Below are 26,479 nucleotides of genomic sequence, written 5' to 3'. Positions count from 1 at the left end.
GCTGAACATAAACCGTACCGCGCAGTTTGATTATTGTGGCACCCATGTCGCGTCCTTGTCGTATTTGCGTGCGGCATTCGCGTGGGATGCTGTGGCCCAGACCGCGTCATTCCGGGCTCGCCATCCGTATCCGGCACAATGCCCGCGACGATGACGACGCCCGCCACTCCCGACTTCCGCCTCTATCCGTCCAACGTGCTGGGGCTGCTGGCGGCGTTGCTGGCGGACGAACTGCGTCGGCCGGTGCCGGGACAATCGCCGCTGGCGCCGGACGTGGTGCTGATTCCGCAGGTCGCCATGCGCCGCTGGCTGCAGGCCACGCTGGCGGCGGAATACGGCATCGCCGCGAACCTGGAATTCCTCACCCCCGGCGAATTCGTCGCCCGCGCGCTCGACGCCAACCTCGGCCCGGCGGGCGAGGACGACCTCGATGCCGCATCGCTGCAGTGGCGCCTGTATGCGGCGCTCGGCGAACCAGGACTGCGTCGCGATCCCGCGCTGGCCACGCTCGACGGCTGGCTGGCCGACGGCGATCCGCTCAAGCCATGGCGACTGGCGGGCGAACTGGCCGGCGTCTACGAGAAGTATCAGGCCTGGCGCCGCGACTGGCTGCTGCGCTGGGAGGCCGGCGCCGACCGCGACGATCCGCAGGCGCGGCTGTGGCGTGCGGTCGCTGCCGGGCGCGACTATCGTGCGCGCCGCATCGATGCCTACCTGGCGCGCTTCGGCCGCGACGACGGCCCGCTGCCGCAAGGCCTGCCGAAACGCCTGCTCGTCTTCGCCACGCTCAACATCTCGCCCGACGTGCTGCGCGTGCTGGCCACGCAGGCGCGCGTCGGCACGCTGCATTTCTATCTGCCCACGCCGGCGCGCGGCTACTGGGGCGACCTGCAGACGCTGCGCGAACGCCGTCGCGACGGCGAGGCCATGCTGTTCGCCGACGACGTGCAGGAAAACCCACTGCTGCAGGCCTGGGGCGCGGCCGGTCGCGATTTCATGGCGCTCCTCGGTGACTACGAAGTGGTGCATCCGCGCGCCGAGATCGATGTCTACGCCGATCCGCTGGACGAGACCGGCCCCGACACGTTGCTGCACCGCCTGCAGTCGGACCTGTTCCATCGCCGCGCACCGGCGGTACCGCCACCCCACCTCACGCCCGACCTCACGGACGCCAGTCTGCAGGTGCATGCCTGCCACACGCGCCTGCGCGAACTACAGGTGTTGCACGACCAGCTGCGCGCGCTACTGGAAGATCCACGCTTCGATCCACCGCTGCAGCCGCGCGACATCGCCGTGCTGGCGCCGGACATCGATCCCTACGTGCCCTACCTCGACGCCGTGTTCGGCGGCAGCGGCCACGACGACGCGCTGCCATGGGCACTGGCTGATACCAGTCCGCTGGCCAGCGAGCCGTTGGCGGAGGTGTTCCTGCGCCTGCTCGACCTGCCGCTGTCGCGCTTCGGCCTGGACGAAGTGCTGGACCTGCTCGCCAGCGCGCCCGTCGCCGAAGCGGCCGGTCTCGATACCGACGCCATCGACCGCCTGCACGGCTGGCTGCGCGACGCCGGCGCGCGCTGGGGACTGGACGCGACCCACCGCGCTGCCTCCGATGCGCCGGCCGACGACGCCTACACGTGGCAGTTCGCACTCGATCGCCTGCTGCTGGGCCATGCCAGCGGTGCGGACGACGCGATCGCTGGTGTCGCACCGTGGCCGCAGCTCGAAGGCAGCGCACTCGATGCGCTGGACACGCTGGTGCGGCTGCTGCGCGAACTGGCGCGCCAGCGACGCGCGCTCGGCGAGGCGCTGACGCCATCGCAGTGGCGTGAACGCCTGCTGCACTTGTTGGCCGTACTGCTGCCGGAACAGCCGTCTTCGCCCCGCGCGCAACGTGCGCTCGATCGCCTGCGCACACTGATCGATCGCTTCGCCCGCGACGCCGATACCGCCGGTTATGGCGGCGGCGTGCCGCCGGAGGTCGTGCGCGCCCACTTCGCCGACCTGCTGTCGCAGGCCGACACGCGTGCGCCGCTGCTGACCGGCGGCATCAGCGTGGGCCGCATGGTGCCGATGCGGCTGCTGCCGTTCCGCGCGATCTGCCTGCTCGGTATGAACGACGGCGACTTTCCCCGTCGCGATCCCGCCGCCGGCCTCAACAAGCTCACCGCCGAACTGCATGCCGGCCGACGCCAGCCCGGCGATCGCTCGACGCGCGAGGACGACCGCTTCCTGTTCCTGCAGCTGTTCGCCGCGGCGCAGGACGTGTTCTATCTCAGCTATCTGGGCGCCGATCCCCGCGATGGCAGTGTGCGTGAGCCGTCAGTGCTGCTCAGCGAGCTGCTCGACGTCGCCGCGCGCTACCACGCCGATGCCGAGGCGAAGACGCACCTCGTCGTCCGCCACACGCTGCAGCCGTTCGCGCCGGCAGCGTTCGGCAGCGCAGGGGAACCGCGCCGCTTCAGTTACCGCGCGGCCTGGCGTCCGGCGGCCGATCGTGTGGATGCCGCGCGACGCGCACTGCCCCCGTGGGCGGAAGCGTCGCTGTCCTTGCCGACGGAAGACGAACACGATCTTCCGCTCGACGCGCTGCGCCGCTTCCTGCTCGATCCCGCGCAGGCGTTCCTCACCCAGCGCCTCGGCCTGCGCCTGCCCGAGTCGATCGAACAGACGGAAGACACCGAGCCGCTGACCGGGCCCGCGCGCGGTCGTGATCGTGCGCAGGTGAGGCGCGAAGCGTTCGACTGGTTGCTCGATGCCACGCACACGAAAGACGCGCGCATGCCGGCAGCGCTCTATGCCCATCTGCGTGCACGCGGCCAGCTGCCGACCGGTCCGCTGGGCGAAGCCGCCGCCGAGCAGGTGCTCGTCGAGGTGGAACCCTATGCGGCGGTCTTTGCCGACTGGCTCGGCCAAGCCACCCGGGAAGATCCGGACGCCGCATCGCGGGGCGTGGTGGTCGACGGCGCGCGCGTGCATGGCCGCATCGCCGATGTCTATCCGCACGGTCTCGTACGCGTGCATGTCGGCGCGCTCAATGGACCGGCGGTCCTCCGCCACGGCCTGGACGCCCTGCTGCTCAATGCCTGCGGCGTGCCGGTGCCGCTCGTGCAGATCCACGACGGCGCCGACGGCATCCGCGCCTACGTCACGCCGGCACGATCGGTCGACGAAGCGCAGGCGGCCCTGCGCGTGCTGTTGGCGCTGCGTCGCGACGGCCTGCGCGCGCCGCTGCCGTTCGCACCGCACACCGGCTGGGCCGTCCACACCGCCGATCCGGCGTTGCGCGCCGAAGCAGCACGCGAGGCCTGGTATCCCGGCGACTATCGCTGGGGTGAAAGCACCGGCGACGCGATCCAGCTCGCGTTCCGCGGTCGCGATCCGCTGGCCGATGCCGAAGGCATGGCCGCTTTCATCGACACCAGCCTGCGCGTCTTCGCTGCCGTACGCGGCGCCGGTCCGGAGGGCGCCGCATGACGGCTTTCGATCTTGCCCGTGAGCCCTATCTGACGCGCGCCCTCGACGGCGTGCAGCTGATCGAGGCCAGCGCGGGTACCGGCAAGACCTACACGCTGGCCACGCTGTTCACGCGGCTGATCGTCGAGCAGCGACGACGCATGGGCGAAGTGCTCGCGGTCACCTACACCGAGGCCGCCACGCAGGAACTGCGCAAGCGCATCCGCGAACGCCTGGCGCTGGCCGCCACGCTGGTCGGCACGCCGTCGCGCGAGGACGAATCGCACGAAGCCGCGCTCACGCGCTTCGTGCTCGACCGCCATCTCGCGCAGGGAGACGAGACCCCGGCGCAGCTCGCGCGCCGGCTGCGCATCGCGGCGGAAGAGACCGACCTCGCCGCCATCTTCACCATCCATGGCTTCTGCGCCCGCGTCCTGCGCGAACACGCGCTCGACGCTGGCCAGGGCTTCGATGCCGGCGAGCTGCTCGGCAACGCGCGTGCGCTGCACGCCGACCTCGCCGCCGATCTGTGGCGCAGCCATGCCGCCGATCCCGCGACGGTGGCTGCGCTGACCGGTTTGTGGAGCGGCCCCGAGGCGCTGGCCGACGACCTGCCGGCGCTGTGTGGCCCGCTGCCGCTGTTGCCCCCGGCGCCGACCTCCATCGCAGGCGATGAGGTCGCGTCGCTGCTGGCGCTTGCACGCACACGCCTCGCCGAAGGTGTGTCGACGGAGGGAGAGGCCTACTTCACCGCGCTGCTCGCGGCCGTGGACGGAGGCATCCTCAACAAGACGTCCTACAAACCGGACTGGCTGTCGCAACTGCACCGCCAGGTGGTCGCATGGGCGCGGCACCCCGCGTTCGATGCGCCCATGCAGGACAAGCTCTTCAAGCTGACGCTGGATGCGCTGACGAAGGGCACCAAGAAGGATTACGCGGGAAAGACGCCGGTCTCGTCGTTGCAGCCGCTGATCGCGGACTATGCGGTGGCGCTCGAGCGTTACACGCAATGGCGCCGGGACCAGTCGATCCTGCTGCTGCATCGCCTGCGCGACGACGCTCGCCGTCGCCTCGACGCGCTCAAGCGTACGCGGCGCGTGCAGACCTACGACGACCTGATCGAACGCGTCGCCACCGCGCTCGATGGCCCGCGCCGGCAGACGCTGGTCGCCGCCCTGCGCGCGCAGTACCGCGTCGCCCTGGTGGACGAGTTCCAGGACACCGACGAACGCCAGTGGCGGATCTTCGCGCGCGTGTTCGGTGACTCCGACGAGGTGCGTGCGCTGGGCGAAACACCCGCGCTGTTCCTGATCGGCGATCCCAAACAGGCCATCTACGGCTTCCGTGGTGGTGATGTCGCCACCTACCTGCTCGCGCGCGGTGCCGCCGATGAGGCGCCGCGGCTGGCGCACAACTTCCGTTCGCGGCCGTCGGTGCTGCAGGCCGTGCGCGCGCTGTACGACGGCGCGGCGTCGGCCGGACAGGACGCGTTCGCGCATCCCGACATCCGCTTCGAGCCGGTCGAACCCGGCGGCAAGCGTCATGATGATGATTACCTCGAAGGCGAGACGGCGGCTCCCGCCTTGACCTTGCGCCTGCTGCGCAACGCCGACGGCGGCGCGTTCGACGCCGAGACCTCGCGCGAGGCCGCGACCGCCGCGTGCGTGGCCGACATCCATCGCGTGCTGGCCGAGGCGCGCGATGGCGGCGCACGGATCGATGGACGTCCCGTGCGGCCCGGCGACATCGCCGTGCTGGTGCGCAACCACAAGGACGCTACCCGCATGCAGCAGGCGCTGGCGCGTGCCGGCGTGCCGGCGGTCGCGGCCGGCAAGCAGAGCCTGTTCGCCAGTCCCGAGGCGGGCGAACTGTGCACGCTGCTGCTGGCGCTGCTGCATCCGGCCGACAGCGGCCGCCTGCGCGCCGCGCTGGCCACCGTGCTGCTGGGCGAAGACGCCCCGGCGCTTGCCGCGCTGGAGGACGACGGCGAGGCGCAACGCCAGCACCAGGCGCGCCTGCTGCACTGGCGCGAACGCTGGCAGCGCGGCGGGCCGTTCGCGCTGGTCTCCGAGTTGTGCGCGGCACAGGCCGAACGCCTGCTGGGCCTGCTCGACGGCGAGCGCCGCCTGACCAACTACCTGCAACTCGGCGAGCACCTGCAGGAAGCCGCGGCGCATACGCTGGGCCTGCATGGTCTGCTGGACTGGCTGCAGGCGCGCATCGCCGACGCCGATCCCGACGACGAGGCGCAGCTGCTGCGGCTGGAGTCCGATGCCCTGCGCGTGCAGATCGTCACCCTGCACAAGAGCAAGGGGCTGGAGTACCCGCTGGTCTACCTGCCGTTCGCCGGGCTGGGCACCTCGCGCCCGGACAGCGGCCGGTACCGCGTGGTGCACGACGGCACGCAGCGCGTGTTGCTGTGGAAGCTCGACAAGGACGATCCCGCCTGGAGGGCTGCCGGTGAGGCGAAGAAGCGCGACGACCAGGCCGAAGACGCGCGCCTGCTGTACGTCGGCCTGACCCGCGCCGAGCACGCGCTGTGGATCGCCGCGGGCGATGTCGCCGACCTGCCGAAGAGCCGGCTGGCGCCGCTGCTGGCCGATATCGCCACGCTGGCCGCGCAGCCCGGTGTCCGCATCGTCGAGGGTCCGCCGGAACCGCCGCCGGCACGCTTGCCGCCCGAGCGCGAGACCGCCGTCGCACCAGCGCGTGTCGCCACGCGCCGCATCACGCCCGACTGGTGGGTCTACAGCTTCACCCAGCTGGCGCATGCCGACGGTGGCGCCGATCCCCTGGCCGCCGCCACGCAGGCCGATCCCGGTGGCGAAGACGAAGCACCGTCCTCCGATACGGAGGCCTTGCCGGAGGCCGTCGCTGCGCCGCTTGCCGTCGTCGATCCGCGTTTCGCCGGCAGCCGTTTCGGCGTGGTCATGCATGCCGCACTGGAACACGCCGACTTCGCCGCGTGGCGCGACTGGCAACCGGGCGACGCCGCCCCGGCGGGCCAGGACGTCGTCATCGCCGAAGCCTTGCGCGAAGGCGGCTATGCCGAAGCCGAGGTCGCCGACGGTCTCGCCGTGCTGGTGCCGCTGGTAGGCCACACGCTGGGCACGGCACTGCCGGAAGGGGTGCGCCTGGCCGACCTGCCCGTCGACCAGCGCCGTGCGGAAATCGAATTCCACTTCGCCATGCAGCCCACGGCCGTCGCCACGCTGCTCGCGCTGCTGCACCGGCACGGGCTGCTGCGCCAGCGCACGGCGTTCGGCGTGCGCCCGCGGCTGGAAGGGCTGATGACCGGCCTGATCGACCTGACCTACGTGCACGACGGGCGCTGGTACGTACTCGACTACAAGTCCAACCAGCTGCCGGCTTACGACGCGGCCGCCATGCAGCAGGCGATGGCGCACAGCGAGTACGACCTGCAGGCGTTGATCTACACGCTCGCCCTGCACCGCTGGCTGCGCTTCCGCCTGGGCGAGGCGTACGACTACGCGCGCGACTTCGGCGGCATCCGCTATCTGTTCTGCCGTGGCCTGGACCTGGCGCGCCAGGCCTCGCCCGGCGTGCATGCGCAGCGCTTCGCGCCCGAGCTGGTGCATGCGCTCGATGCCTTGTTCGCCGGTGATGCGCCGGGAGCGGCCGCATGAGTCTGCTCGACGCGCTCTATCGCGGCGGCCATCTGCGTACGCTCGACCACGCGCTGGCGCAGAGCCTGCGCCGGCTGGATCGCGACACGCCCGACGCGGTACTCGCCGCCGCCGCGCTCGCATCGCTGGCCGTGGCGAAGGGGCATGCCGGCGTAAAGCTGCTCTCGCCGCAGGCAATGCTGGACGCCGAGGCCGAGGTGATCTGGCCGCAGAGTGACGAATGGCGCGCGCAGCTCGCCGCGTCGCGCTGGGTCGCCACGCCGACGGCGTCCGCCGAGGTCTCCGACCCGCGCGCGCCGCTGGTGCTGGAAGGCGACCTGCTCTATCTGCGTCGCTACCGCGAGTACGAGCGTGCACTCGCACTGGGCCTGCACTGCATCGCCACGGGCGCGATGCCGGAGGTGGGACTCGAACCGCTCGCGCCGCTGTTCGCCACGTTGTTCCCGCAGGCCACGCACGACGACCACCAGGCCCGCGCCGCCGCGCTCGCGTTGCGGCACGCGCTGCTGCTGGTCACCGGCGGACCGGGCACCGGCAAGACCACCACCACCGCGCGACTGCTGGTGCTGCTGGCCACGCAGGCGCGACATGCCGGCGGGGCCGCGCCACGCATCGCGCTGGCCGCGCCCACCGGTCGTGCCGCGGAGCGCATGGCCGAAAGCGTGCGGCTTGCAGTGCAGGGACTGGCGGCGTCCGGCGTGGAAGCCGATCTGCTGGCGACGCTGCCGGCCACCGGCACCACGCTGCACCGCCTGCTGGGCACGATTCCGGACTCGCCGCGTTTCCGCCATGACCGCGACAACCCGCTGCCGTTCGACGTGGTGGTAGTCGACGAAGCCTCGATGATCGACCTGCCGCTGATGGCCAAGCTGGTCGATGCCGTCGCCGACGGCACGCGCCTGGTGCTGCTGGGCGACCCGGACCAGCTGCCTTCGGTGGAAGCCGGCGACGTGCTGGCCGCCATCCTCGCCGCGGCCGGCGACGGCGATCGCCTCGCACACGACGATGCGGAAGCATTGCGCCCCTTGCTGGGCGAGACCGACCCGGGCGTGCGCGAAGACGCACCCCGCTTCGCCGGCGTCCGCGTGCACCTGCAACGCGGCTGGCGTCAGAGCGAGGCGCTGCACCTCGCGCCGCTGGCCGCCGCTGTACGTGAAGGCGATGCCGACACCGCCCTCGACCTGCTGCGGCGCGATGCGCTGTCGAACGTGCACTTCCACGAAGGCCTCGCCGATCCGCTGGAGACGCATCGCGACGCGCTGCTCGCGCACTGGCGTGCCCTCGCGCAGGCGGACACGCCGGCCGAGGCGCTCGCGCACTCCACGCGCCTGCGCCTGCTCACCGCCGTGCGCGAAGGACCGCAGGGCGCGCGCACGCTCAATGCGCGCATCGAACGTCTGCTGGTGGACACGGGCACCGGCAGCACGCGCGGCGCGCCCGGCCACTTCCACGGCCAGCTGCTGATCGTCACCGAGAACAGCTACCGCCACCGCCTGTTCAATGGCGACATCGGCATTTGCCTGCGCGACGACCGCGGTGCGCTGGTGGCGTGGTTCCCCGGCGAGGATCCCGCACAGCCGCGCGCCTTCCATCCCGCCGCGTTGCCGGCGCACGAGTCGGCATTCGCCATGACGGTGCACAAGGCGCAGGGCTCGGAGTTCGATGCGGTGTGGTTGCTGCTGCCCGCACGCAGCAACCGCGTGCTTTCGCGCGAGCTGGTCTACACCGGCATCACCCGTGCCCGCCGCGAACTGCACATCGCTGGCAGCGATGCCGTGATCCGCGATGCGCTGGCGCGGCATGCAACTCGGTGGTCCGGGTTGGAGTGGCGCTTGCGACAAGGCGTAGAGGCGGTACGCTGATGGCTGGCTTGGGCGTGCGCAGGGAGGTGAGATGAGCGCCGAAGGAAACGGGGATCCGGTGTCGGAACTGATCGTATTTCGCAGCGAAGATGCCAAGACGCGCATCCAGGTAAGGCTGGAGGGAGGAACGGTGTGGCTGACGCAAGCGCAGCTTGCGGAGCTGTATCAGGTCACCGTCAAGACGGTGAGCGAACACCTGCAGAACATCATTGCCGAACGAGAGCTCGAACCTGAACGAACTATCCGGAAACTCCGGATAGTTCAAACCGAGGGCCAGCGTGAGGTGCGCCGCAGCGTGGAGCACTATCACCTCGATGCCATTCTCGCCGTGGGCTACCGGGTCCGCTCCGTCCGTGGCACGCAGTTCCGGCAGTGGGCCACGGCGCAGCTGTCCGAGTACCTGGTCAAAGGCTTCGTCATGGACGATGCCCGCCTCAAGGATCCCGGCGGTGGGGATTACTTCGACGAACTGCTGGCGCGCATTCGCGACATCCGTGCGTCGGAGAAGCGCTTCTACCAGAAGGTCCGCGACCTGTTCGCGCTCAGCGTCGACTACGGCGACAGCGAACAGCAGGCGTCATTGTTCTTCGCTGAAGTACAGAACAAGTTGCTGTATGCCGTCACCGGCAATACCGCCGCCGAGCTGGTGGTGGCCCGTGCCGATCCCGGGCAGCCCAACATGGGGCTGTGCACATGGGAGGGCAGCCGCGTGCGCAAATCGGATGTCATCGTCGCCAAGAACTACCTCACTGCGGATGAAGTCGATTCGCTCAACCGACTGGTCGTTATCTTCCTGGAGCAGGCCGAGCTCCGCGTGAAGGACCGGAAGATGCTCTCGCTAGACTACTGGCGCGAGAACATGGATCGCCTGCTGGCCTTCAATGACCGCGCGGTGCTGGAGAACGCGGGATCGGTCAGCAGTTCGACCATGAAGGACATCGCGCACGAGCGCTACGGACAGTTCGACGCTCAGCGCCGACGAGCTGCGGCATTGGCGGCCGATGCGGACGACCTGAAGGCGCTGGACGCCGCAGAACAAGCGCTCAAGGCGCGGAGCAAGCCCAAAGGCACGTGACCGTCGTCATGTCGCGGCACGCATAACGTGATGCCGATCCGTACGTTTGCGGTCCGGTCCCCAAGGGCGTATACCTGTCCAGGCTGACTGGCAGTCTTCTGCGCCGCATTCGCCGGCCGATTCCCCTCCCTCTCGGCTTACCGACGCGATCACGCGCGTGCCGACGAGGTGTGTGTGCCCAGCCCGCAAGTCTCCGTTCTTCTTCTGCATCGCCGTCTGCCGCCTCCGCGCGCGTGGAGGGCGGGTGCCTGTGCCGTTGCGCGGTTCCTGTCGTCCGGGAGGACTCATGGCGTTTGATGTCGGGATCGGAAAGTGCCGGTCGGTGTCGTCCGATTCGGTGGATGTGTGGGTGGATGGTTCCATCGTGCGGCGCCTGGCGCCGGAGACGAAATGGCAGCGCGACGGCATCAGCGTGCTGCAGGTGCCGGTGAAGGTGTGCAGTCCGCGGCATTCGCTGGCCGCCGGGGCCGAGGTGTTCCTGGATGCCGGCCTCATCACCGCTACCAGCGCGGGCAAGCTGGATGTCGAAGGCAGCGGCCAGTTCGCCAAGGCGCGCCTGTCGCTGCTGGTGCCCACCATCGACGAAAGCCCCGCGCCACCGCCGCCGTCGCGTCGCGCGAGCTGGCGCTGATCCAGCCAGAAGAGGGAGCCCTCGCGGAGCTCCCCATGCGTTGAAGCCAGCCGTGGCGCCCGCTAGTCGCGCACGCCGAACGTAAGGCAACTGGTGCCGTGCCATGCGATCTCGAGTGGCGTTCCCGCATCGGCGATCGTCTCGTCCGACGGATCCTTGCCGCTGCCGAGATTGAGCTGGCGATCGGGCTGCTTGCCGACGCCGATCGTCACCACCAGGCGGCTGCCCGCCGCCAGCGTGCGTCCCAGCAGACGCGTGTCCTTCACCGCGAGACGCTGCGGCACGCCGGGTTGCAGCAGGCGACGCTGCCGGCGGTCCTCGCCGTAGCTCGCGCGCTGGAGCCACCACGCCAGGTCGAGGTACTCACCGTCGGCGGTGCGCTCGTACACGCCGATGGCGACGTCGACGTCGCGCGCATTGACGGTGAAATCGAGCGTGCCGCCGAACGGCCCCGCCAGCTCCGTGTCCCGCGGCATCGGTGCGCTGGCGAACACCAGCCCCCCGTGCGGATCGAGTTGCGGATTGAGCACGTGCTCGGACGGCGTCCAGTCGGCGTCACTGCGGTCGCGGAAGTCCACGCGCTGTACCACGACGGCATCGGGCTGCGGCTGCGGCGCCAGCACATGTTCGCCGTCACTCACGCCCGGCGCCAGACACAGCGACTGCGTGCGCGTGGCCATCGTGTCCAGCGTCGACGCGTGGCGCCAGGTGTCGGCACCCATGACCTGCCAGTTCACGCGGTCGGCCAGCAGCGGCGGCTTCGGCGCGCCCTTGAGGACATGGTCGAACCACGCCAGCCGCAGCGCCTGCAGGTTGATGCGCGCGGACGCATCCGGCGTGTAGCCCTGCACGGTCGGCGGCACGCCGGTCTGCATCGTGATGTGTTCATAGGGGCCGATCACCAGCGTGTGGTCGGCGTCCGGGCGGTGGCGCAGATGCTCGCGCAGGTAGTGCAATACGCCGGCCTGCCCGCCATCGAAATAGCCCGTCGTCGCAAGCACCGGGATGTCGATGCCGGCGTACTGCGCGCCCTGCGGAATCATCGCCTGCCAGTACGCGTCGTAGGCCGGATGCTGCAACCATTCGGCGAACACCGGGTTCGCGCTGCCGTCGATCGCTGGCCGGTCGCGGTAGGCGCGGCCGCTGGCGTAGGCCTCGCGGTCCAGCTTCGCCCAGCGTGTGCTGTCGTTGTAGCGCGCGTCGTCCAGCCAGCGGCTGCTGGCGGCGTACAGCGGCCACGGGTACATGAAGTTGAGGAAGACGTTGCCCTCCATCGGGATGTCGATGCCTGGTGCTGCCGACGCGGACGTGGCAATCGCCCTCAGCGCGGGTGGCCGGTGCTTCAGCGCAGCCCACTGCGCGAAGCTGTTGTAGCTGCCCCCGAACATGCCCACGCGGCCATCGCTCCAGGCCTGCGTCGCGATCCATTCGATCACCGCAGCCGCATCGTCGCCGTCGTGCACGAAAGGCGCGATGGCGTCCGGGCTGCGGCCCTTGCCGCGGCTGTAGGCGACCGCGCCCACGTAGCCGTGCGCCGCCATCGTCTTGGCATCGTGGAAGGCCACGTCGTCGTTGGCGTAGATGGTGAACTCCAGCAGCGTCGGCAACGGTTGCGCGTTCGCCGGACGCACGACGAGGGCGGCGATGTGCACGCCATTCGGCGTGCTTACCAATACATCGCGGTCGATGCGGTAACGGCGCGCGTCGTCCGCTTCCACCGCCGCGACGACCAGCGGCTGGAAGGCGGCGTAGGCGGCATGCACCTGATAGGCGCGCAGCAGGTCGATGGCGTCCGGCAGCGACAGCGTGCGCTTGCCCGCCACCTTCGCCAGTGCCGCGTCCAGCTCACCACGCAGCCGTACCGGCGACGTGCCGAAGCTGAATTCCGCTTGCAGTGCGGTCCGGTCATCGAGCGCACCGAAGCGCTCGGCGAACACCTGCCGCCAGGCCGGCGCGAACGCGATGTTCTCGCGTGCCTGCAGTGCCCTGGCGCGCGCATGGATCTCGTACTGCAGGTAGAGCGGCGGTTGCGAGACGGAATCGTTGCGCAGCGTGCGCAGGGTCTCGATGCTGTCGATCGCCTGCGTGTACTGGCCGGTCACCAGTTGCAGGCGGAACAGGGTGGTCAGGTAGCGCGCGCGGTCTTCGTCGCGATAGGCCTTAGCCATGTCGCGCGCGAGCACCCCCATCGCCACGTCGACGTCGCCCCCCTTCAGTCCCGCCGGGATGCGGACCTCGGGCGCCTGCGCGAAGGAGGACAGGGAGAGCGTCGCCAGCAGGAACCCCAGGAGCAAGCGCATGTCGGTCCGTTACAGGGAGGCGGACGCCGAGCTTTGCATGCGTGCCGCGGGACGGGGAAGGGGCATGCGACGGAGGCACCGCCCGCCCGATGAAGCCGTGTTTCCGCGTCGCGACCGCCCGGACCGGGGCTCGCCGACGAGCGGCGCAATCTCCGCCTATACGCCTCCCCGTGGATCGCGCTAAGGTCCGCGACGGGGTGAGAGGGGCGCCACATGGGACGTGGTAGGACGCATTTCTTCAGGGAACTCGCTGCGCTGCCTTGGCCGGTCGGCCTGGGTGCGGGCGCGCTTGGCTATGCCGCCATCGCGTACGGCATTCCCCTGGTCTTCGGGCGACACAGCGGTGCGATGGCGTCGGCCTTCACCGCAGGCAACCATCCGTTCATGCCGTTGGCGTGGGTCTTCCTGGGCCTGTGCGTGATCGCGTCCGCGTCGTCGTTCCTGGCGGCGCGCCGCAGGCGCCGGTTGCTGGACACGCGCACGGGACTGGAAAGCATCGCGGCACTCGGCTGGCGTGATTTCGAGCGGCTGGTCGGCGAGGCATTCCGGCGTCGCGGCTACACCGTGGAGGAAACCGGTCTGGGCGGTGCCGATGGCGGCATCGATCTGATCCTGCGCCGCGACGGCAAGCGCACGCTGGTGCAGTGCAAGCAGTGGCGGCGCGAGAAGGTGCCGGTCAACGTGGTGCGCGAGATGTACGGTCTGCTGACGCACCACCGTGCCGACGCGGTGCGCATCGCGGCGCTGGGTGGGTTCACCGAGGACGCAGCGAAGTTTGCGGAAGGCAAGCCGATCGAACTGATCGATGGCACGGCGTTGCTGGGGATGATTCGGGAGGTGCGGGCTAGCACCGATGCACGAACGAGGTTGCCATCTAACTTTGAGGACGAGCTGGGTAAAGATATGGCGAGTGAACATGCTGCGCCGCACTGTCCAAAGTGCAAAGTAACCATGGTGCGGCAGCGCCACAGCGCCACAGGAAAATCATTCTGGGGTTGTGTAAGCCTTCCCGGATGTAGTGGACAGGACGTTCTCCGTTGCCTTGATTGAATGTGGCATCTCTTGACGCTCAAGCGCTTTACGAATCTACTGTACGAACTCTTCACGCGATTGGCGATGGAACGCCGCTGCGAAAGGACTGGGTCCGGCGTTGCGCCGGACGGGTATGGATTGTTGACTCTTATCGCCCCGTACAGCCGGCTAGGCCTCACCGCCACCTGCTCGGTGGTGGTAAGGCCTAGCCGGCTGTACGGGGCGGTTTCTTGGTGAAGAGTGAAATGGCGGATCCCAGGGCAGTGTTTCTCGCTCGAATCGATCTGAGCGCCACGCGTGTGAAGCCATTTGAGGGCTTCGTATTCCTATGTGGTGGTCCACAAGATATTAAGAATCTCACGCCCGAACGTTCGGTGCGTAATGTTCTCTATAACGCCATCACTTCTGGCCGCAACTCTGATCTTGCTCAGCGCCTAAAGCTAGCTGAAGACATTCAAGATTGGTATAGAGGCGGGAAGTACGATGATCTGGTGACATTCGAAGAGCATCTAGCCAGTCTGTCATCCGTAATCCTTCTAGTTGTGGAAAGCGCTGGCTCCATTGCGGAGTTGGGGGCATTTGCAGTGACGGACGTTATTGCCGAAAGGCTCTTGGCTCTCATATCCGAGGCTCACTTCGAAGAAGATTCGTTCATCAAGTTGGGGCCTATAAACAGACTTGAGTCAAGAACAGGAAGGAAAGTTCTCGTATATCCCTGGCACGACAAAGGGGTTGGCGGAACTCTTGTCGAGAACTTTGACCTGTTGAAAAGAGATTTGCCAGACATCCTCGCCGAAGTAAGGACTCTTCTCGGATCAAACAACTCGGAGCGAGTTTTCAAGCAAGCAAATCCAGCTCATGTGATGATGTTCGTTTGTGAGATGTGTGATCTATTCGGTGCGCTATCCGAGAACGAAATAGCTTCATATTTGAGGGAGGTTGGTTGTGAAGTGGATAGGGCTCAGCTTGAGCAGTACCTATTCCTGCTAGAGAGATGCGATCTTTTGCTTAGCAAGGCTCGAGGGCATGGAAGGTACTTCTACGCTCCCAATTGGCGATCGCACATTGTTTTTGGATTTCGCGATAGCAAAAGAGTAGATAGAGATCGTCTTACATCGGATGTCATCGACTACTACCGTGGATCTAACAAAACAAGATTTTCTGTTATCTCTGAGCTGAGGCAGGCCTTATGAATGGCGACCTTCTGAGCTTCGTGGTTGCTCAGACCGGCCTCTCCAGGCAGGCAGTGATCAGAATTTCTGAAACGGCTAGACATCGCTACAAAGTATTCTCCATCGACAAGAAGCGCGGCGGGAAGAGAATCGTTGCTCAGCCAGCAAGAGAAGTGAAAGCGGTCCAGAGAGCTATAGTTGCGGCGCTAAGTTCGCGCCTGCCAGTTCACGAGTCTGCGACTGCATACGTACCGGGATCAAAGCTCATAAATAATGCGATTCCTCATGCAGGGCAGAAATATCTGCTGAAGTTTGACTTTGAGAACTTTTTTCCATCGATAGACGATTCTGCGATAAGGAAAGCGCTTTCAGGGGAGACACAGAATGGGTTTTCTCAAGATGACATTCTTCTTGTAGTTGGGTCATGTCTATGGAGGCCTCCGGGAAGTAGTCTGCTCGGTCTCTGCATCGGGGCGCCGTCATCGCCATTTTTATCTAACGCTGTGATGTTCGAATTTGATGGCATCGTAAGTCGTTTAGCGCGAGAGCTTGGAATTTCTTACACTCGCTTTTCTGATGACGTGACTTTCTCCGGCCCGGACGCGTCTTCATTGTCAAAGATGGAGCTTGGATTTCGCGAGACATGTCGCGAGTTGAATGCTCCTAAGTTAGTAGTCAATGAGAAGAAGCGCACTTTCTGCTCACGCGGCGCAGCGATGCGGGTTACAGGTTTGACGCTTTCTAATGGCGGTGGAGTGACAGTGGGGAGAGCCAGAAAGCGAGGTGTGAGAGCCGGTGTGGACAACTATTTACGGGGGACTCTCGATCTAAAGAAGGTGGAGCGACTCAGAGGAGAAGTAGCTTTCGTTATCTCTATTGAGCCTCTGTTTCGGGACGTCCTCATTGCCACGTTTGGAGATAGGGTGAGAGATGTTCTTCCTTCTTGAGAGAACAAACTCACTGTACAGACGCGATACGTGCCTAGAATCGACGAATTAGATCCTGCATTGGAGTCCCCAACATCGCACACCTCGAGTGCCGATGGGTTCGTGTTCGCATGATCCCCCGACCGATGACTAAATCAAGCGTTGGGTCGCGCATCATGAAGAAATCTCTTCTTCACCGAGTACTGGAGGGCAACGAAGAAGCCATCGCTATGTTCGGTGAGGCGGATAACTGCGCTGTCATCGATTGGAAGGCTGGGCCCCTCGATATCGTCGAAGCCATTGCAGATTTCCTGCCGGATGGATATCTCACCTTGGGCCGTGTAACCGCCACGAGTTGCGAACTCATGGTCACAGGCAAGCGGCCATTCTGCGCCCAAATTTTGTCCCGGGCTACACAAGAGAATCTCCTTCTCAGCATCAATCAGGCTGTACAGCCCGAATACGAACTGCGGCAGTTTCGTCCGTCTTATGGAGACGGCTATTCGCTCTATGTTGCGCCACGATCCGTCTGGTCCGAGATCGAACGGAGCAACCCGGAGGCTTCGGAGAGCCTCTTTCTCAGTGCTCCCCGCCTCGCGGCGTACTGGAGTAAGAGCTACCTCGTTCGCATGTTCAGCAAGCCGTGAGGCAGTGATCCGAAAGTTCGTGCAACTCAAACCCGCTTAGCGGCTCGGTTTGATTCAGTCGTTCAATGTCCTCGCCAAGCGTAAACAGACATCGCCATCTGACCAGGCAACGCAGAGAGTGCACTCAATGACCTTCTCCCTCAGCCCCTGCGACGCCACCGGTACGCCCGCGCCACCGCTCACCCACATGCCCGACGCCCTTACCACCAATTGCCAGGGCACGGCGACGTTGTACCAGCGCGTCGGCTTCGTGCCGCCATGGATCGGCTATGTCGCCGTGGTCGATGGGCGTGGCGTAGGTGGTGGTGCGTTCGTAGGTTCGCCGCAGGATGGCGTGGTCGAGATCGCCTACTACACGCTCGATGACGAACAGGGCCGCGGCTACGCCACGCAGACCGCCGCCGCGCTGGTCGCCCTGGCGCGCGCCCACACACCCGATATCGGACTCAAGGCGTACACGCTGATGGAAGAGAACGCCTCCACCCGCATCCTCCACCGCCTCGGCTTCAGCCGCGTCGGCGTGGCCCACGACGCCGATGCCGGCGACGTCTGGGAATGGCGCGCCTGATAGTGGCGATGGCCCGCATCCCAGAACCCCTTCACGTCGTCGCGAGGCAAGGCACCGATATGGCGCATCTCCGCTTCCTTCCCGCCTCGCTCGTGTTGATCGCCCTCATCGGCTGTGGCCCGCCCAAGCCTTTGCCGGCGTGTGGCAGTCGGCCGAACGAGAACACGCTGAGTACGGCCGAGAAAGCGGCGCTGGCCGACGCACTCGCCCGCTACGGCGGTCGCTGCGAAGGCGAACATCAGTGCGGCATCAGCCTTCGCCACAACAAGGATGGCCACATCAGCGTGCTGGTGAACAGCGTTTATGCGGACCGGAAGACCGGAAAATGCCTCTATCGGATAGGCGCCCAGAACCTGACCGAATACAGTGCGGACGGCCAGTTCATCCAAGAACACCTCATGCTGTAGGGAGACGAAGCGTGATGCACACCGTCAAAGGCACCTGCCACTGCAAGGCCGTCGAGTTCGAAGTCGATCTCATCGACGGCCACCGGAACATCCGGCGCTGCAACTGCTCCATGTGCAGCCGTCGCGGCGCCATCATGGCCGGCGTCACCCTCGACCGCCTGCGCATCACCCGCGGCGAGGACAAGCTCAGCCTCTACCAGTGGAATACCAGGATCGCCAAGCATTGGTTCTGCAGCGTCTGCGGCATTTACACCCATCACCAGCGCCGCAGCGTACCCACCGAGTACGGCTACAACCTTGCCTGCATCGAGGGCATCGACCTCACCACCCTCGGCGAGATCGGCGCCAGCAACGGGGCGGCACAGACACTGGTGTCATCATGAAGGAGCAGGCTCGATGACATAGATGGCCCGCAGACCGACAGACCATCGCTCCAGCCGCTTGAAGGACTGATGCAATGAAAACGAAAGGACTCCTCCTCATGCTACTGGCGGGCGCAGCCACGTCAGGGTTCACGGCCCATGCGGAGGAGGTCGCATCCGGCGAGCGGATCACTACTCCTTACATGTCACTGAGTGTGCCGGCTGGAGCAGGGTGGCAGGTGCAACGCCGTTCCGATACCGCCATCGCACTCGCGCGTGGCGAGGCCGACAACTCGTTCGCGGTGGCCGCTCTGCTGTCCCGCATGGGGCCCGCAGACTCTCCGGAAGAGTATGAAGCGTTGATCGAGCAAGCCGTCGCCAAAGACGGCGATCCAGCCAACCCGGATCGCTACAGACTGCTGGAGCAATCGGTCAAGTATTCCAACGAGCGGCCGTATCCCTGCGTGCGGTACACAGCCACGTCGGAGGACAGGGCAGCGAGAGGTGCGACAGTGCCGCTGTTCCTGGAGCTGCATGGACTCTACTGTCGTCACCCGGCCGACCCTTCCATCGGTGTGACCATCATGTATTCGCACCGTGGCGTGACGCGCCATCCCCATCTTGCGGAAGACGCCGAGGCCTACCTTCGCGATGTCGTACTGACAACGCCCTGATCTTCGCCCGCCACGACAAGGAGTCTCTGGATGAGTCGCCCCCTGCATTGCCTGATTCTTCTCCTGCTGGTTCCTGGCAGTGCGCTGGCCACCAACACGATGTGCGTTATCGATGCGGCCGATGCTTCGGGAACCTACGAATTCGAACTCATCGGCTACGGGGAGCTGGCGATGATCCAGATCAACAGCCCGCGCGGCAAACGCGTCGTGCCGTTTCAGGTCAACCGGTTCAGCGAGAAGGACATCGACATCGACGTCGTTCATCCCGGATCGGATGACCCGGGCGTCATGCCGCCTTTCACCCTGAAGGGCCAGAAGGGCCATGTGGTGCTGACCATCGAAGGCCGACGCATCGTCGGCGAGATGAGATGTCCGTTGGCGGGGGATGTGGAGTCCTCGCCGCCCACGCGCACCGCGATACCCAAGCTTTCGCCGCGCTGAGTGCGGAGCCCCGGAGACACCATGCGCCCGATCCTTCGCCTCACGGCTTTCCTTCTCGCTACGTTGCTGGTGTTCTCCGCCCACGCCGCGCAGGGCAAGCTCGGCTTCACCGTCGATGCGAAGTTCGACCGCAAGCTGCTGGACGCCGACATCAAGCAGGTCGTCGTCAAGAGCGTCGCGCCGGCGTCCGCCGCCGAGCGTGCCGGCATGAAGGCCGGCGACGTGCTGCAACAGCTCAACGGCACGCCGCTGGTGGGCAGCTCGGCGCGGAAGTTCTTCGCCGCCATGGGCAAGGTGAAGCCGGGCGACAAGGTGGCACTGGTCGTGCTGCGCGCCGGCAAGCCGATCGCGCTTACCCTGGTCGCCGAGTAGCATCGACCACGCGCTGACCGGGCCGCCTTAAACGCTTCGCGCCGTTCCCGCATCGCAGAACCGACACCCGTTGGAGTTGCCGATGAAGCTGCTGAAATCCATCCTGTTGCCGCTGATGCCGCTGATGCCGCTGATGGCGCTGATGGCGCTGATGGCGCTGATGGCGCTGATGGCGCTGATGGCGCTGGTGTGTGCGCCGGCCCTCGCAGCGAATGGCATCGCCTTCCGCGATGTCCACGAAACCACCACCGGCACCACGATGCCGGCCATGGTGTTCTATCCGGCCATGGCCTCCGCCAACGCCGGGCCGAGCGACCTGGGCCCGTATCGCGTCGCAGCGACACCGGGCCTGCCCATCGCGGAAGGACGCCATCCTCTTGTGCTCATCTCGCACGGCCACGGCGGCAGCGCGTTGGGTCACCATGATCTGGCGACCACGCTGGCCGACGCCGGCTTCATCGTCGCGTCGATCGAACACGCCGGCGATAGCCATCGCGACCAGAGCGGCTTCGGCACCGAGCGCGTGCTGCTCGGCCGCGCGTGGCAGGTGTCCGCACTGCTCGATCTGCTGCTGGCCGATCCGCAACTGGGTCCGCACATCGATGCGGATCGCGTCGGTGTCGCCGGCTTCTCCGCCGGCGGCTACACGAGCCTGCTGCTGCTCGGCGCCACGCCGGACTTCTCGCGCCGCGCGGCGTACTGCGCCGCGCAGCCGGCCGACGCGGAAGTGTGTGTGGAGGTTCCCGCCGTGATCGAACGCCTGCCGGTCTCGCGCGCCACGGTCGATCCGCGCATCCGTGCCGGGTTCGTGATGGCGCCGTTCGCCATCTTCTTCGACGCCGCCACCCTGAAGAAGATCGACGCGCCGGTGTTCCTGTATGGCGCGATGGCCGACCGCGTGCTGCTGCCCGGCTACAACGTGTTGCCGGTGCGTGATGCATTGCCGCGGCTGCATACGTTCCGCGGCATCGTGGGGGCGGGCCACTACGTGTTCCTGGCTCCGTGCAATCCGGGGATGGCCGAGGCCCTGCCCGTGCTGTGCGTGGACCCGCCGGGCATCGATCGCCAAGCGCTGCATGCGCAGATCAACGCCGACGCCGTGGACTTCTTCCGGGAGACGCTGGCGCCGCGTTGAACGCGGCGAGCCGACGGCTAGCGGTCGAGGAAGGCCACCAGCGCCGTCATGGTCTGCTCCGGCGCTTCTTCCATCAGCCAGTGGCCTGAGCCCGTGATGATCACGCCCTCGACGTTGCTGTCGACCATGCGGCCCTGGTCGATCAGGAACTGGCCGCCGGCCTTCTCGCCGGACAGCACCAGCATCGGCATGGTCAGCTTGGTCTGGGCGAAGCCGGCGAAGTCCTTCGCGTCCTGTTCGAAGTTCTTGAAGTACTCGAAGCCGGCGCGCATGCCGCCGGGGCGGGCGTACTCGGTCGCGTAGAACTGGCGGTCAGCTTCCGGGATGGAGTGCGTGCGGTCGGCGGCGAAGTCGTTCCAGAAGTGCTCGAAGTAGGTGCGCTCGCGGCCGGCGACCAGCTTCAGCGGGGTTTCGCCGTAGAAGTGGAAATGCCACAGGTCGCGCAGCAGCCACACCTTGGTCCAGTCACCCACGCCCGGCAGGAAGGCATCCATCAGCACGACGCTGTCCACTTCGTCCGGGTACTGCGCGGCGTAGGCATAGGCGACCATCAGGCCGATGTCGTGGCCGACGATCCTGATCTTTTTGTAGCCCAGTGACTGCACCAGCGCATGGATGTCCTGCGCCATCGTCTTCTTGTCGTAACCGCCGTCCGGCTTGGACGAGGTGCCGGCGCCGCGCAGGTCGGGCGCGATGACGACATGGCGGTCGGCCAGCTTCGGCATCAGCGGGCGCCACATGTGGCTGGTTTCGGCGTAGCCGTGCAGCAGCACGACCGGCGACTCGGTGCCCTGGCCGGCCTGCAGGTAGTGCAGGGTGACGCCATTGACGGTGGCGGTGTGGTCCTGGATAGCGGGTGCCGGTGCCGCGTGGGCGGTCGACTGCAGGGCCAGGCAGGCCAGCAGGGCGACGGCCGCCTGCTGGATGGAACGCAATACGGTGTTCATGACGATCTCCTCGGGGGTGGATGTCGCTGGACCGGAGCTGCTCCGTTGGCAACGCCGAAGCGGAGGGTCGCCGGCCAGCAGGGAGGGCGCGGGCGGCACCTACAGTTGACTCATACCGCCGTCGGCGATGATCTCGGTGCCGATGATGAAGGCCGATTCGGGCGAGGACAGGTGCAGCACGGTGCTGGCGATCTCGTCCGGCGTGCCGAAGCGGCCCAGCGGCACCTGGGTCTGGATCTGCGCCGCGGTGGCGTCCAGCGTGGCGGCGTCCAGGCCGAGCTTGCCGTACAGCGGCGTGGCCACCGGGCCCGGGCTGAGCACGTTGACGCGCACGCCGCGCGGCAGCAGTTCGGCCGACAGCGTCTTCGCCAGCGAGATCACCGCGGCCTTGCTCGCGGCATACACCGAGCTGTTCGGCATGCCGATGTGGGCGTTGATCGAGCCGTTGATGACGATCGAGGCGCCGGCGTTGAGCCGCGGCAGCAGCGCCTGCACCTGGAAGTACGGGCCCTTGATGTTGGTGTCGAAGATCTGGTCCCACAGCGCCTCGTCCACATCGGGGAAGGCGGCGAACTTCGCCACGCCGGCGTTGAGGAACACGGCGTCCAGGCGCAGGTCGCGGTCGGCCAGCGCGGCGGCGAGCGCCTTCGCTTCGCCGAGGCGGCCGGCGTCGTTCGCCAAGGCGATGGCGTCGGGGCCCAGCGAGGTGCGGGCCTGTTCGAGCGCGGCGGCGTCGCGGCCGGTGATGACGACGCGGGCGCCTTCGGCGGCGAACGCCCGGGCGGCGGCCAGGCCGATACCGCTGCTGCCACCGGTGACGAGGATGGTCTTGCCGTTGAAGCGGTTCATGGTGAAGTCCTTCGATGCCCAGCGGGATGCTGTGAGGCTATGGTGGCGGGGCTCGCGTCGCTTTCCGTGCCACAATCGCGACGGACTCGTTCGAAGGGATCGAACATGTTGTCGGCGGACGAACTGGCCCTGCTGGACGCCATCCGCGAGAGCGGCAGCCTGTCGCGTGCGGCCGCCCGCCTGGGCAAGGCGCCGTCCACCGTGTCGCACGCGGCGCGGCAACTCGAAGCGCGTTTCGATGCGCTGCTGTTCGACCGTCGCCGCTACCGTTTGCAGCTGACGCCGGCCGGTCATCTGCTGGCGCAGGAAGCGGCACGGCTGATGCTGGATGTGTCGCGGCTGACCCAGCGGGTGAAGCAGGTGGCCGGCGGCTGGGAAGACCGCCTGTGGATCGTCACCGACGAGATCCTGGAATTCGAAACACTGCTGCCGGTGATCCGCACGTTCGACGCGCTGAAGTCAGGCGTGACCCTGCGCATCACCCATGAAGTGCTCACCGGCACCTGGGATGCGTTACGCGACGGGCGCGCCGACCTGGTGGTGGGCGCGACCAACGAGCCACCGCTGATTCCCGGGCTGCGCTGGTTCGAACTGGGCGTGATGGAGTGGGTGTTCGCGGTGTCGCCGCGGCATCCGCTGGCGAAGGCGAGCGAGCCGGTGGAACGCGCCACGGTACTCCAGCATCGCGCCGTCGTCGTGGCCGATACGTCGCGCCGCGTCGATGTGCGCGGCTACGGCGTGCAGAGCGGACAACCCTCGCTTGCCGTACCCAGCATGCGCGCGAAGATCCAGGCGCAGTGTGAAGGTCTTGGTGTCGGCTGGTTGCCGCGCGATCGCGTGGCCGGGCTGCTCAAGCGCGGCGACCTGGTGGAAAAGAAGATGGCCGATCCGCGCGAACCCAACCTGCTGTACGTGGCCTGGCGCGGCGACCACCAGGGACGCGCGCTGGAATGGTGGCTGGCGCAGCTGCAGAACAAGCGGCTGGCGTCGCGGCTGGTGAGGGGGATCGAGATCGCGGCGGGGTGAGTCCCGGAAAGCGGAGAGGCCGGGATCGCGCGTTGCTGCATCCTGGCCTGCGCCTGTCCGGGCGTGGTCGACCTGGGCCGTGGCGGGACGGTCGCATGGACCTTCGTTAAGCTGCGTCCATGGCAAGGAGGAGGCGCATGGGACCACGCTGGCTACTGGGGATGTGTCTGCTGGCCGCGTCGGCCGGGGCGACGGTGCCCACCACCCATTACTGCGGACAGCAGGTGTGCGTGGCGCTGGCCGACCACCCGGACCTGGAGTTCAAGGACACCTATGTCCATACCGCGAAGGAGGGCATCGAGCATCGCGTCATCCGCTACATGGACGGTACCGTGCTCTCGGTGCTGATGTCGCCCAAGCCGCGGATGGCCTGCAAGACGCACACGATCGACATGCAATGGGAAGTCAACGGCGACTTCACCGGGATCGGATGCGCGAAGGGGCTGCAGGGAATGCCGGACAGGCAGATCTATGTACTGGTCAGGCAAGGCAACGCCGACCTGCTGCACTTTTTCGGCAAGACCGGGCTGCACCTCTGGACCACGGGCCGGGATTCCGAAGGCCGCTGGCACGCGTTCGCCAGCGAGATCGTCGCTGTCCGTGTCCATCCGTGGCCGAACTAGGCCGAGCACATGCACGACGGCGACATCGACTATTCGCGCTACACGGAGCGGGAGCTGGAAGAGGCGCTCGCCGGCATCGACCGCACGCGGTATCCGCGCAACTTCGCCAACCTTGGCGCGGCCTACCAGGCATTGACGTCGATGCCGGTGCCTCCGCCGCGCGAGAAGGACCTCGACGTGCTGGACGACGAGCCAGCGCCGCCGGTGCCGAAGTACCACGCCGACGGACGCTACCTGCCCAACCACATCCCGGTCGAGGATCGGGTGGTCCACCTGGTCTCAGCGGTGTTCCTGTTCGCCTACGGCAGCATCGGCGTGTGGCTCAACGACCTGCCCTTGCCCGGACGGCGCGGCATCCTGCATCTGCGCGACTTCGGCGCGTGGGCGATGTACGCCGCCATCGTCAGCGCCTGCCTGGCCCTGCTGGTGCTGATCGCGGACCACTACGACCGCCGCGACAACGAGATCCGCTACTGGCATGCCGCCCGCATGCTGCGGGGACTCGGCTGGTCGTGCTTCGGCGTGTCGATCATCGGCGCGATCGTGCAGAGCGCCGCGGGCTGACCTCCTGCAGCACCTGCGGCGCTGTGGTCGGGTCTTGCTGCGTGGCGCAGGCATTCCTAAGATCGGAAGAGATCAAGGAGCGAACGGCCGATGAGCGAAGCAACGGAAGGCACGTGCGGCAGGATTGAGGCATTGCGTGGAAGCGCCGTCGTCCTTCGCGTGTCCTTTGGGCTGCTCCTGCTCTGCCTGGCGGGCTGTGGCGCCGTGTACACACCCGGTGGGCCCAATATGTATTCGGACATCGCATCCGAGGCACTGGTCGCGCAGGGCTACTGCGAGACCATTGCGGACTGCGCCGGCAAGGGATTGATCACCACCGGCCGGTTCGAAGAGTCCGGTGTGTCGGCGGGTCGCTACGTCACGCAGCGTGGCATCTACATCGCGCTCCATGATGTCGGGCCAGGTCTCGTGGAAGAGATTTCCAGTGAGATCGGGTCCCGCCTGTCCCAGCCGGACGTTCCTTGCGTCAGGATTTCGAAGGAGCCCAAAGGGCAGGCTCCCTCCCGGCGGACGCAGGAGCGCATCTACGTCTGCCGGCCAGACAGCGGTTGACGGCGCGGACGAGGCTGTTCTGCTCCGATCGCGGCGCTGGCTCCGTGCCTACGGCGGGCAGCGGATATCACGGGGTTGGACGCGCTCCCGTCTCCACCCACTCGGTCAGCACGCGGAACGCGTCCTGGACCTGCTCACCCGAGAAGTCGCAATGCCCGCCAGGGGCAGGCGGCAGTGTCAGGGGCGGCACCGCCGCGCCTTGCGCGCGCTGTGCATAGACCGGGCGGAAGCGCGGGGCGATGGTCGGGTCGTCGGCGTTGTCCAGCAGCACCAGCGGCTTCTGCAGGCGACCGGTCAGCGCCGGCGCAGAGTTCGCGTAGTCCATCGCTTTCGCATCGCCGGCATAACGCGGTACGGCGGCGTTGAACGCGTCGTCGTTGCCGAAGTCGGTGTAGCGCACCCTGCGGTTGTCCACCGGCATGCCGCCGGCACGCGTCACCATGTCGCGGAAGACCAGGTAGTGCAGGCCGATGATGCCGGGCAATGCCTCGGCGGGGACTTCCAGCTTGGCGGCGAGCGATTTCGTCGCAGCGGCATCACGCGGCAGCGCCGTTGAGACGATGTCCATCACCTCGCCCTGTCCGAGCGTGGGCGAGGCGGGATCCGACAGCCGCGACGCGGGCTTGCCCTCGCCCGGCGGAAACAGTGCGTCGAACGCGGCCAGCGAAGTGAACAGCTCGTTCGCCAGCACGTCGCCCGGCAGGTTGGCGCCACACAACGAAAGCGCACCGTCGTAGTGCACTGCCTGCTGTTCGAGCGTGGCGATGGCGATACCGCCGCCCATCGACATGCCGACGAACCAGGTGCGTTTCGGCTGTCCGTGCCGCTGCACGAAATGCGCGCGCAGGCGCTCGCTGTCGGCGACGCCGTCGCGCACCGCCCAGCCCTGCGAGGCGTAGCCGCTCTGCGCCACCGCATAGCCTTTCGAGGTGAACATCGGCGTGGCGGGGTCGGCCGGCCACGGCGATGCGCGTGGCACGCCGACCGGTTCGAAGCCGTGCGCCAGCACCACCAGTTCGCCGTTCCAGTCGGCCGGGATGTCGATGCGGTACGGCGCCTCGGCCAGCGTGCCGGTGTCTTCCACCGGTGGCGATACCGCAGTGGAGGCGTCCTGCGCGAAGGCGGGCGACACGGCGAGGCACAACGCGAGCGACAGGCAGGTCAGGCGCATGACGGTCTTCCTTGGCGTGGGAGGAACGAGGTGGCGTCGGGGT

24 protein-coding genes are annotated in these 26,479 nt (G+C 67.0%); 20 read left to right on the top strand and 4 right to left on the bottom strand.

What is annotated here, in order from left to right:
• The first annotated feature begins 150 nt into the window (after nt 1-150).
• From recC to IB225_RS16400, 5 genes are all read left to right on the top strand, one after another.
• Nucleotides 151-3,474 carry an exodeoxyribonuclease V subunit gamma gene (recC, locus tag IB225_RS16420; protein ID WP_192312481.1) on the top strand — a complete coding sequence of 1,108 codons (3,324 nt, stop codon included), beginning with the start codon at nt 151-153 and terminating at the stop codon, nt 3,472-3,474.
• Complete coding sequence (locus tag IB225_RS16415; RefSeq protein ID WP_192312479.1) at nt 3,471-7,100, top strand: exodeoxyribonuclease V subunit beta; 3,630 nt, start codon at nt 3,471-3,473, stop codon at nt 7,098-7,100. The genes recC and IB225_RS16415 overlap by 4 nt, the downstream gene beginning before the upstream one ends.
• Nucleotides 7,097-8,962 carry an exodeoxyribonuclease V subunit alpha gene (gene recD, locus IB225_RS16410; protein ID WP_192312477.1) on the top strand — a complete coding sequence of 622 codons (1,866 nt, stop codon included), beginning with the start codon at nt 7,097-7,099 and terminating at the stop codon, nt 8,960-8,962. Before IB225_RS16415 ends, recD begins: the two co-directional genes overlap by 4 nt.
• Before the next feature lie 31 nt (nt 8,963-8,993).
• On the top strand, nt 8,994-10,037 hold the full coding sequence (locus IB225_RS16405; protein ID WP_192312475.1) for a virulence RhuM family protein: 1,044 nt from the start codon (nt 8,994-8,996) through the stop codon (nt 10,035-10,037).
• 322 nt (nt 10,038-10,359) lie between these two features.
• Nucleotides 10,360-10,668, top strand: coding sequence for a hypothetical protein (locus tag IB225_RS16400; RefSeq protein WP_192312474.1), 309 nt, complete (start codon nt 10,360-10,362; stop codon nt 10,666-10,668).
• Nucleotides 10,669-10,730: 62 nt separating this feature from the next.
• Here the strand turns inward: IB225_RS16400 and IB225_RS16395 are convergent, their stop codons facing one another.
• Nucleotides 10,731-12,968, bottom strand: coding sequence for a CocE/NonD family hydrolase (locus IB225_RS16395; RefSeq protein WP_192312473.1), 2,238 nt, complete (start codon nt 12,966-12,968; stop codon nt 10,731-10,733).
• Nucleotides 12,969-13,181: 213 nt separating this feature from the next.
• Here IB225_RS16395 and IB225_RS16390 point away from each other — a divergent pair, with 213 nt between their 5' ends.
• From IB225_RS16390 to IB225_RS16340, 11 genes are all read left to right on the top strand, one after another.
• Nucleotides 13,182-14,018, top strand: a complete 837-nt coding sequence (locus IB225_RS16390) for a restriction endonuclease (protein WP_192312472.1) — start codon at nt 13,182-13,184, stop codon at nt 14,016-14,018.
• Between the two features lie 227 nt (nt 14,019-14,245).
• A complete protein-coding gene (locus tag IB225_RS16385; RefSeq protein WP_192312471.1) occupies nt 14,246-15,193 on the top strand; it encodes a retron St85 family effector protein in 948 nt (315 codons plus the stop codon).
• Nucleotides 15,190-16,119 carry a retron St85 family RNA-directed DNA polymerase gene (locus IB225_RS16380; RefSeq protein WP_192312470.1) on the top strand — a complete coding sequence of 310 codons (930 nt, stop codon included), beginning with the start codon at nt 15,190-15,192 and terminating at the stop codon, nt 16,117-16,119. Before IB225_RS16385 ends, IB225_RS16380 begins: the two co-directional genes overlap by 4 nt.
• 155 nt (nt 16,120-16,274) lie before the next feature.
• Nucleotides 16,275-16,745: a hypothetical protein gene (locus tag IB225_RS16375; protein ID WP_192312469.1), complete on the top strand. Its 471-nt coding sequence runs from the start codon at nt 16,275-16,277 to the stop codon at nt 16,743-16,745.
• Nucleotides 16,746-16,872: 127 nt separating this feature from the next.
• The gene (locus IB225_RS16370) at nt 16,873-17,313 is read left to right on the top strand and encodes a GNAT family N-acetyltransferase (protein WP_192312468.1); all 441 of its coding nucleotides are present in this window, start codon (nt 16,873-16,875) and stop codon (nt 17,311-17,313) included.
• 8 nt (nt 17,314-17,321) lie between these two features.
• Nucleotides 17,322-17,720 carry a hypothetical protein gene (locus tag IB225_RS16365; protein WP_192312467.1) on the top strand — a complete coding sequence of 133 codons (399 nt, stop codon included), beginning with the start codon at nt 17,322-17,324 and terminating at the stop codon, nt 17,718-17,720.
• Nucleotides 17,721-17,734: 14 nt separating this feature from the next.
• Nucleotides 17,735-18,103: a GFA family protein gene (locus IB225_RS16360; protein ID WP_192312465.1), complete on the top strand. Its 369-nt coding sequence runs from the start codon at nt 17,735-17,737 to the stop codon at nt 18,101-18,103.
• Nucleotides 18,104-18,177: 74 nt separating this feature from the next.
• Nucleotides 18,178-18,756, top strand: a complete 579-nt coding sequence (locus IB225_RS16355) for a hypothetical protein (RefSeq protein ID WP_192312463.1) — start codon at nt 18,178-18,180, stop codon at nt 18,754-18,756.
• A 30-nt stretch (nt 18,757-18,786) separates the two neighbouring features.
• A complete protein-coding gene (locus IB225_RS16350; protein WP_192312461.1) occupies nt 18,787-19,197 on the top strand; it encodes a hypothetical protein in 411 nt (136 codons plus the stop codon).
• A gap of 21 nt (nt 19,198-19,218) precedes the next feature.
• Nucleotides 19,219-19,569 carry a PDZ domain-containing protein gene (locus tag IB225_RS16345; RefSeq protein ID WP_192312459.1) on the top strand — a complete coding sequence of 117 codons (351 nt, stop codon included), beginning with the start codon at nt 19,219-19,221 and terminating at the stop codon, nt 19,567-19,569.
• Nucleotides 19,570-19,651: 82 nt separating this feature from the next.
• Nucleotides 19,652-20,704, top strand: a complete 1,053-nt coding sequence (locus IB225_RS16340) for a prolyl oligopeptidase family serine peptidase (protein WP_192312457.1) — start codon at nt 19,652-19,654, stop codon at nt 20,702-20,704.
• Between the two features lie 17 nt (nt 20,705-20,721).
• On the opposite strand, the gene IB225_RS16335 is transcribed toward IB225_RS16340, so the two are convergent.
• Both IB225_RS16335 and IB225_RS16330 read right to left on the bottom strand, forming a co-directional pair.
• Nucleotides 20,722-21,651 (bottom strand): alpha/beta hydrolase, encoded by a 930-nt coding sequence (locus tag IB225_RS16335; RefSeq protein ID WP_192312455.1) that lies wholly within the window; start codon nt 21,649-21,651, stop codon nt 20,722-20,724.
• 99 nt (nt 21,652-21,750) lie between these two features.
• Nucleotides 21,751-22,500 (bottom strand): SDR family oxidoreductase, encoded by a 750-nt coding sequence (locus IB225_RS16330; protein WP_192312453.1) that lies wholly within the window; start codon nt 22,498-22,500, stop codon nt 21,751-21,753.
• A 105-nt stretch (nt 22,501-22,605) separates the two neighbouring features.
• Here IB225_RS16330 and IB225_RS16325 point away from each other — a divergent pair, with 105 nt between their 5' ends.
• The 4 genes from IB225_RS16325 (at nt 22,606) to IB225_RS16310 (ending at nt 25,265) form a co-directional block, all read left to right on the top strand.
• Nucleotides 22,606-23,526 (top strand): LysR family transcriptional regulator, encoded by a 921-nt coding sequence (locus tag IB225_RS16325; RefSeq protein ID WP_192312451.1) that lies wholly within the window; start codon nt 22,606-22,608, stop codon nt 23,524-23,526.
• A gap of 137 nt (nt 23,527-23,663) precedes the next feature.
• Complete coding sequence (locus tag IB225_RS16320; protein WP_192312449.1) at nt 23,664-24,149, top strand: hypothetical protein; 486 nt, start codon at nt 23,664-23,666, stop codon at nt 24,147-24,149.
• 9 nt (nt 24,150-24,158) lie between these two features.
• Nucleotides 24,159-24,713, top strand: coding sequence for a hypothetical protein (locus tag IB225_RS16315; RefSeq protein ID WP_192312447.1), 555 nt, complete (start codon nt 24,159-24,161; stop codon nt 24,711-24,713).
• A 90-nt stretch (nt 24,714-24,803) separates the two neighbouring features.
• A complete protein-coding gene (locus IB225_RS16310) occupies nt 24,804-25,265 on the top strand; it encodes a hypothetical protein (RefSeq protein WP_192312445.1) in 462 nt (153 codons plus the stop codon).
• Nucleotides 25,266-25,332: 67 nt separating this feature from the next.
• On the opposite strand, the gene IB225_RS16305 is transcribed toward IB225_RS16310, so the two are convergent.
• Complete coding sequence (locus IB225_RS16305) at nt 25,333-26,436, bottom strand: hypothetical protein (RefSeq protein WP_192312443.1); 1,104 nt, start codon at nt 26,434-26,436, stop codon at nt 25,333-25,335.
• Between the last annotated feature and the right edge of the window lie 43 nt (nt 26,437-26,479).

It is taken from the genome of Pseudoxanthomonas sp. PXM02 (assembly GCF_014851805.1).
In the GTDB taxonomy this organism is placed as follows: domain Bacteria; phylum Pseudomonadota; class Gammaproteobacteria; order Xanthomonadales; family Xanthomonadaceae; genus Pseudoxanthomonas_A.
Note: the sequence above shows the minus strand (reverse complement) of the source record. Positions and strands in the feature narration are given on the sequence as shown.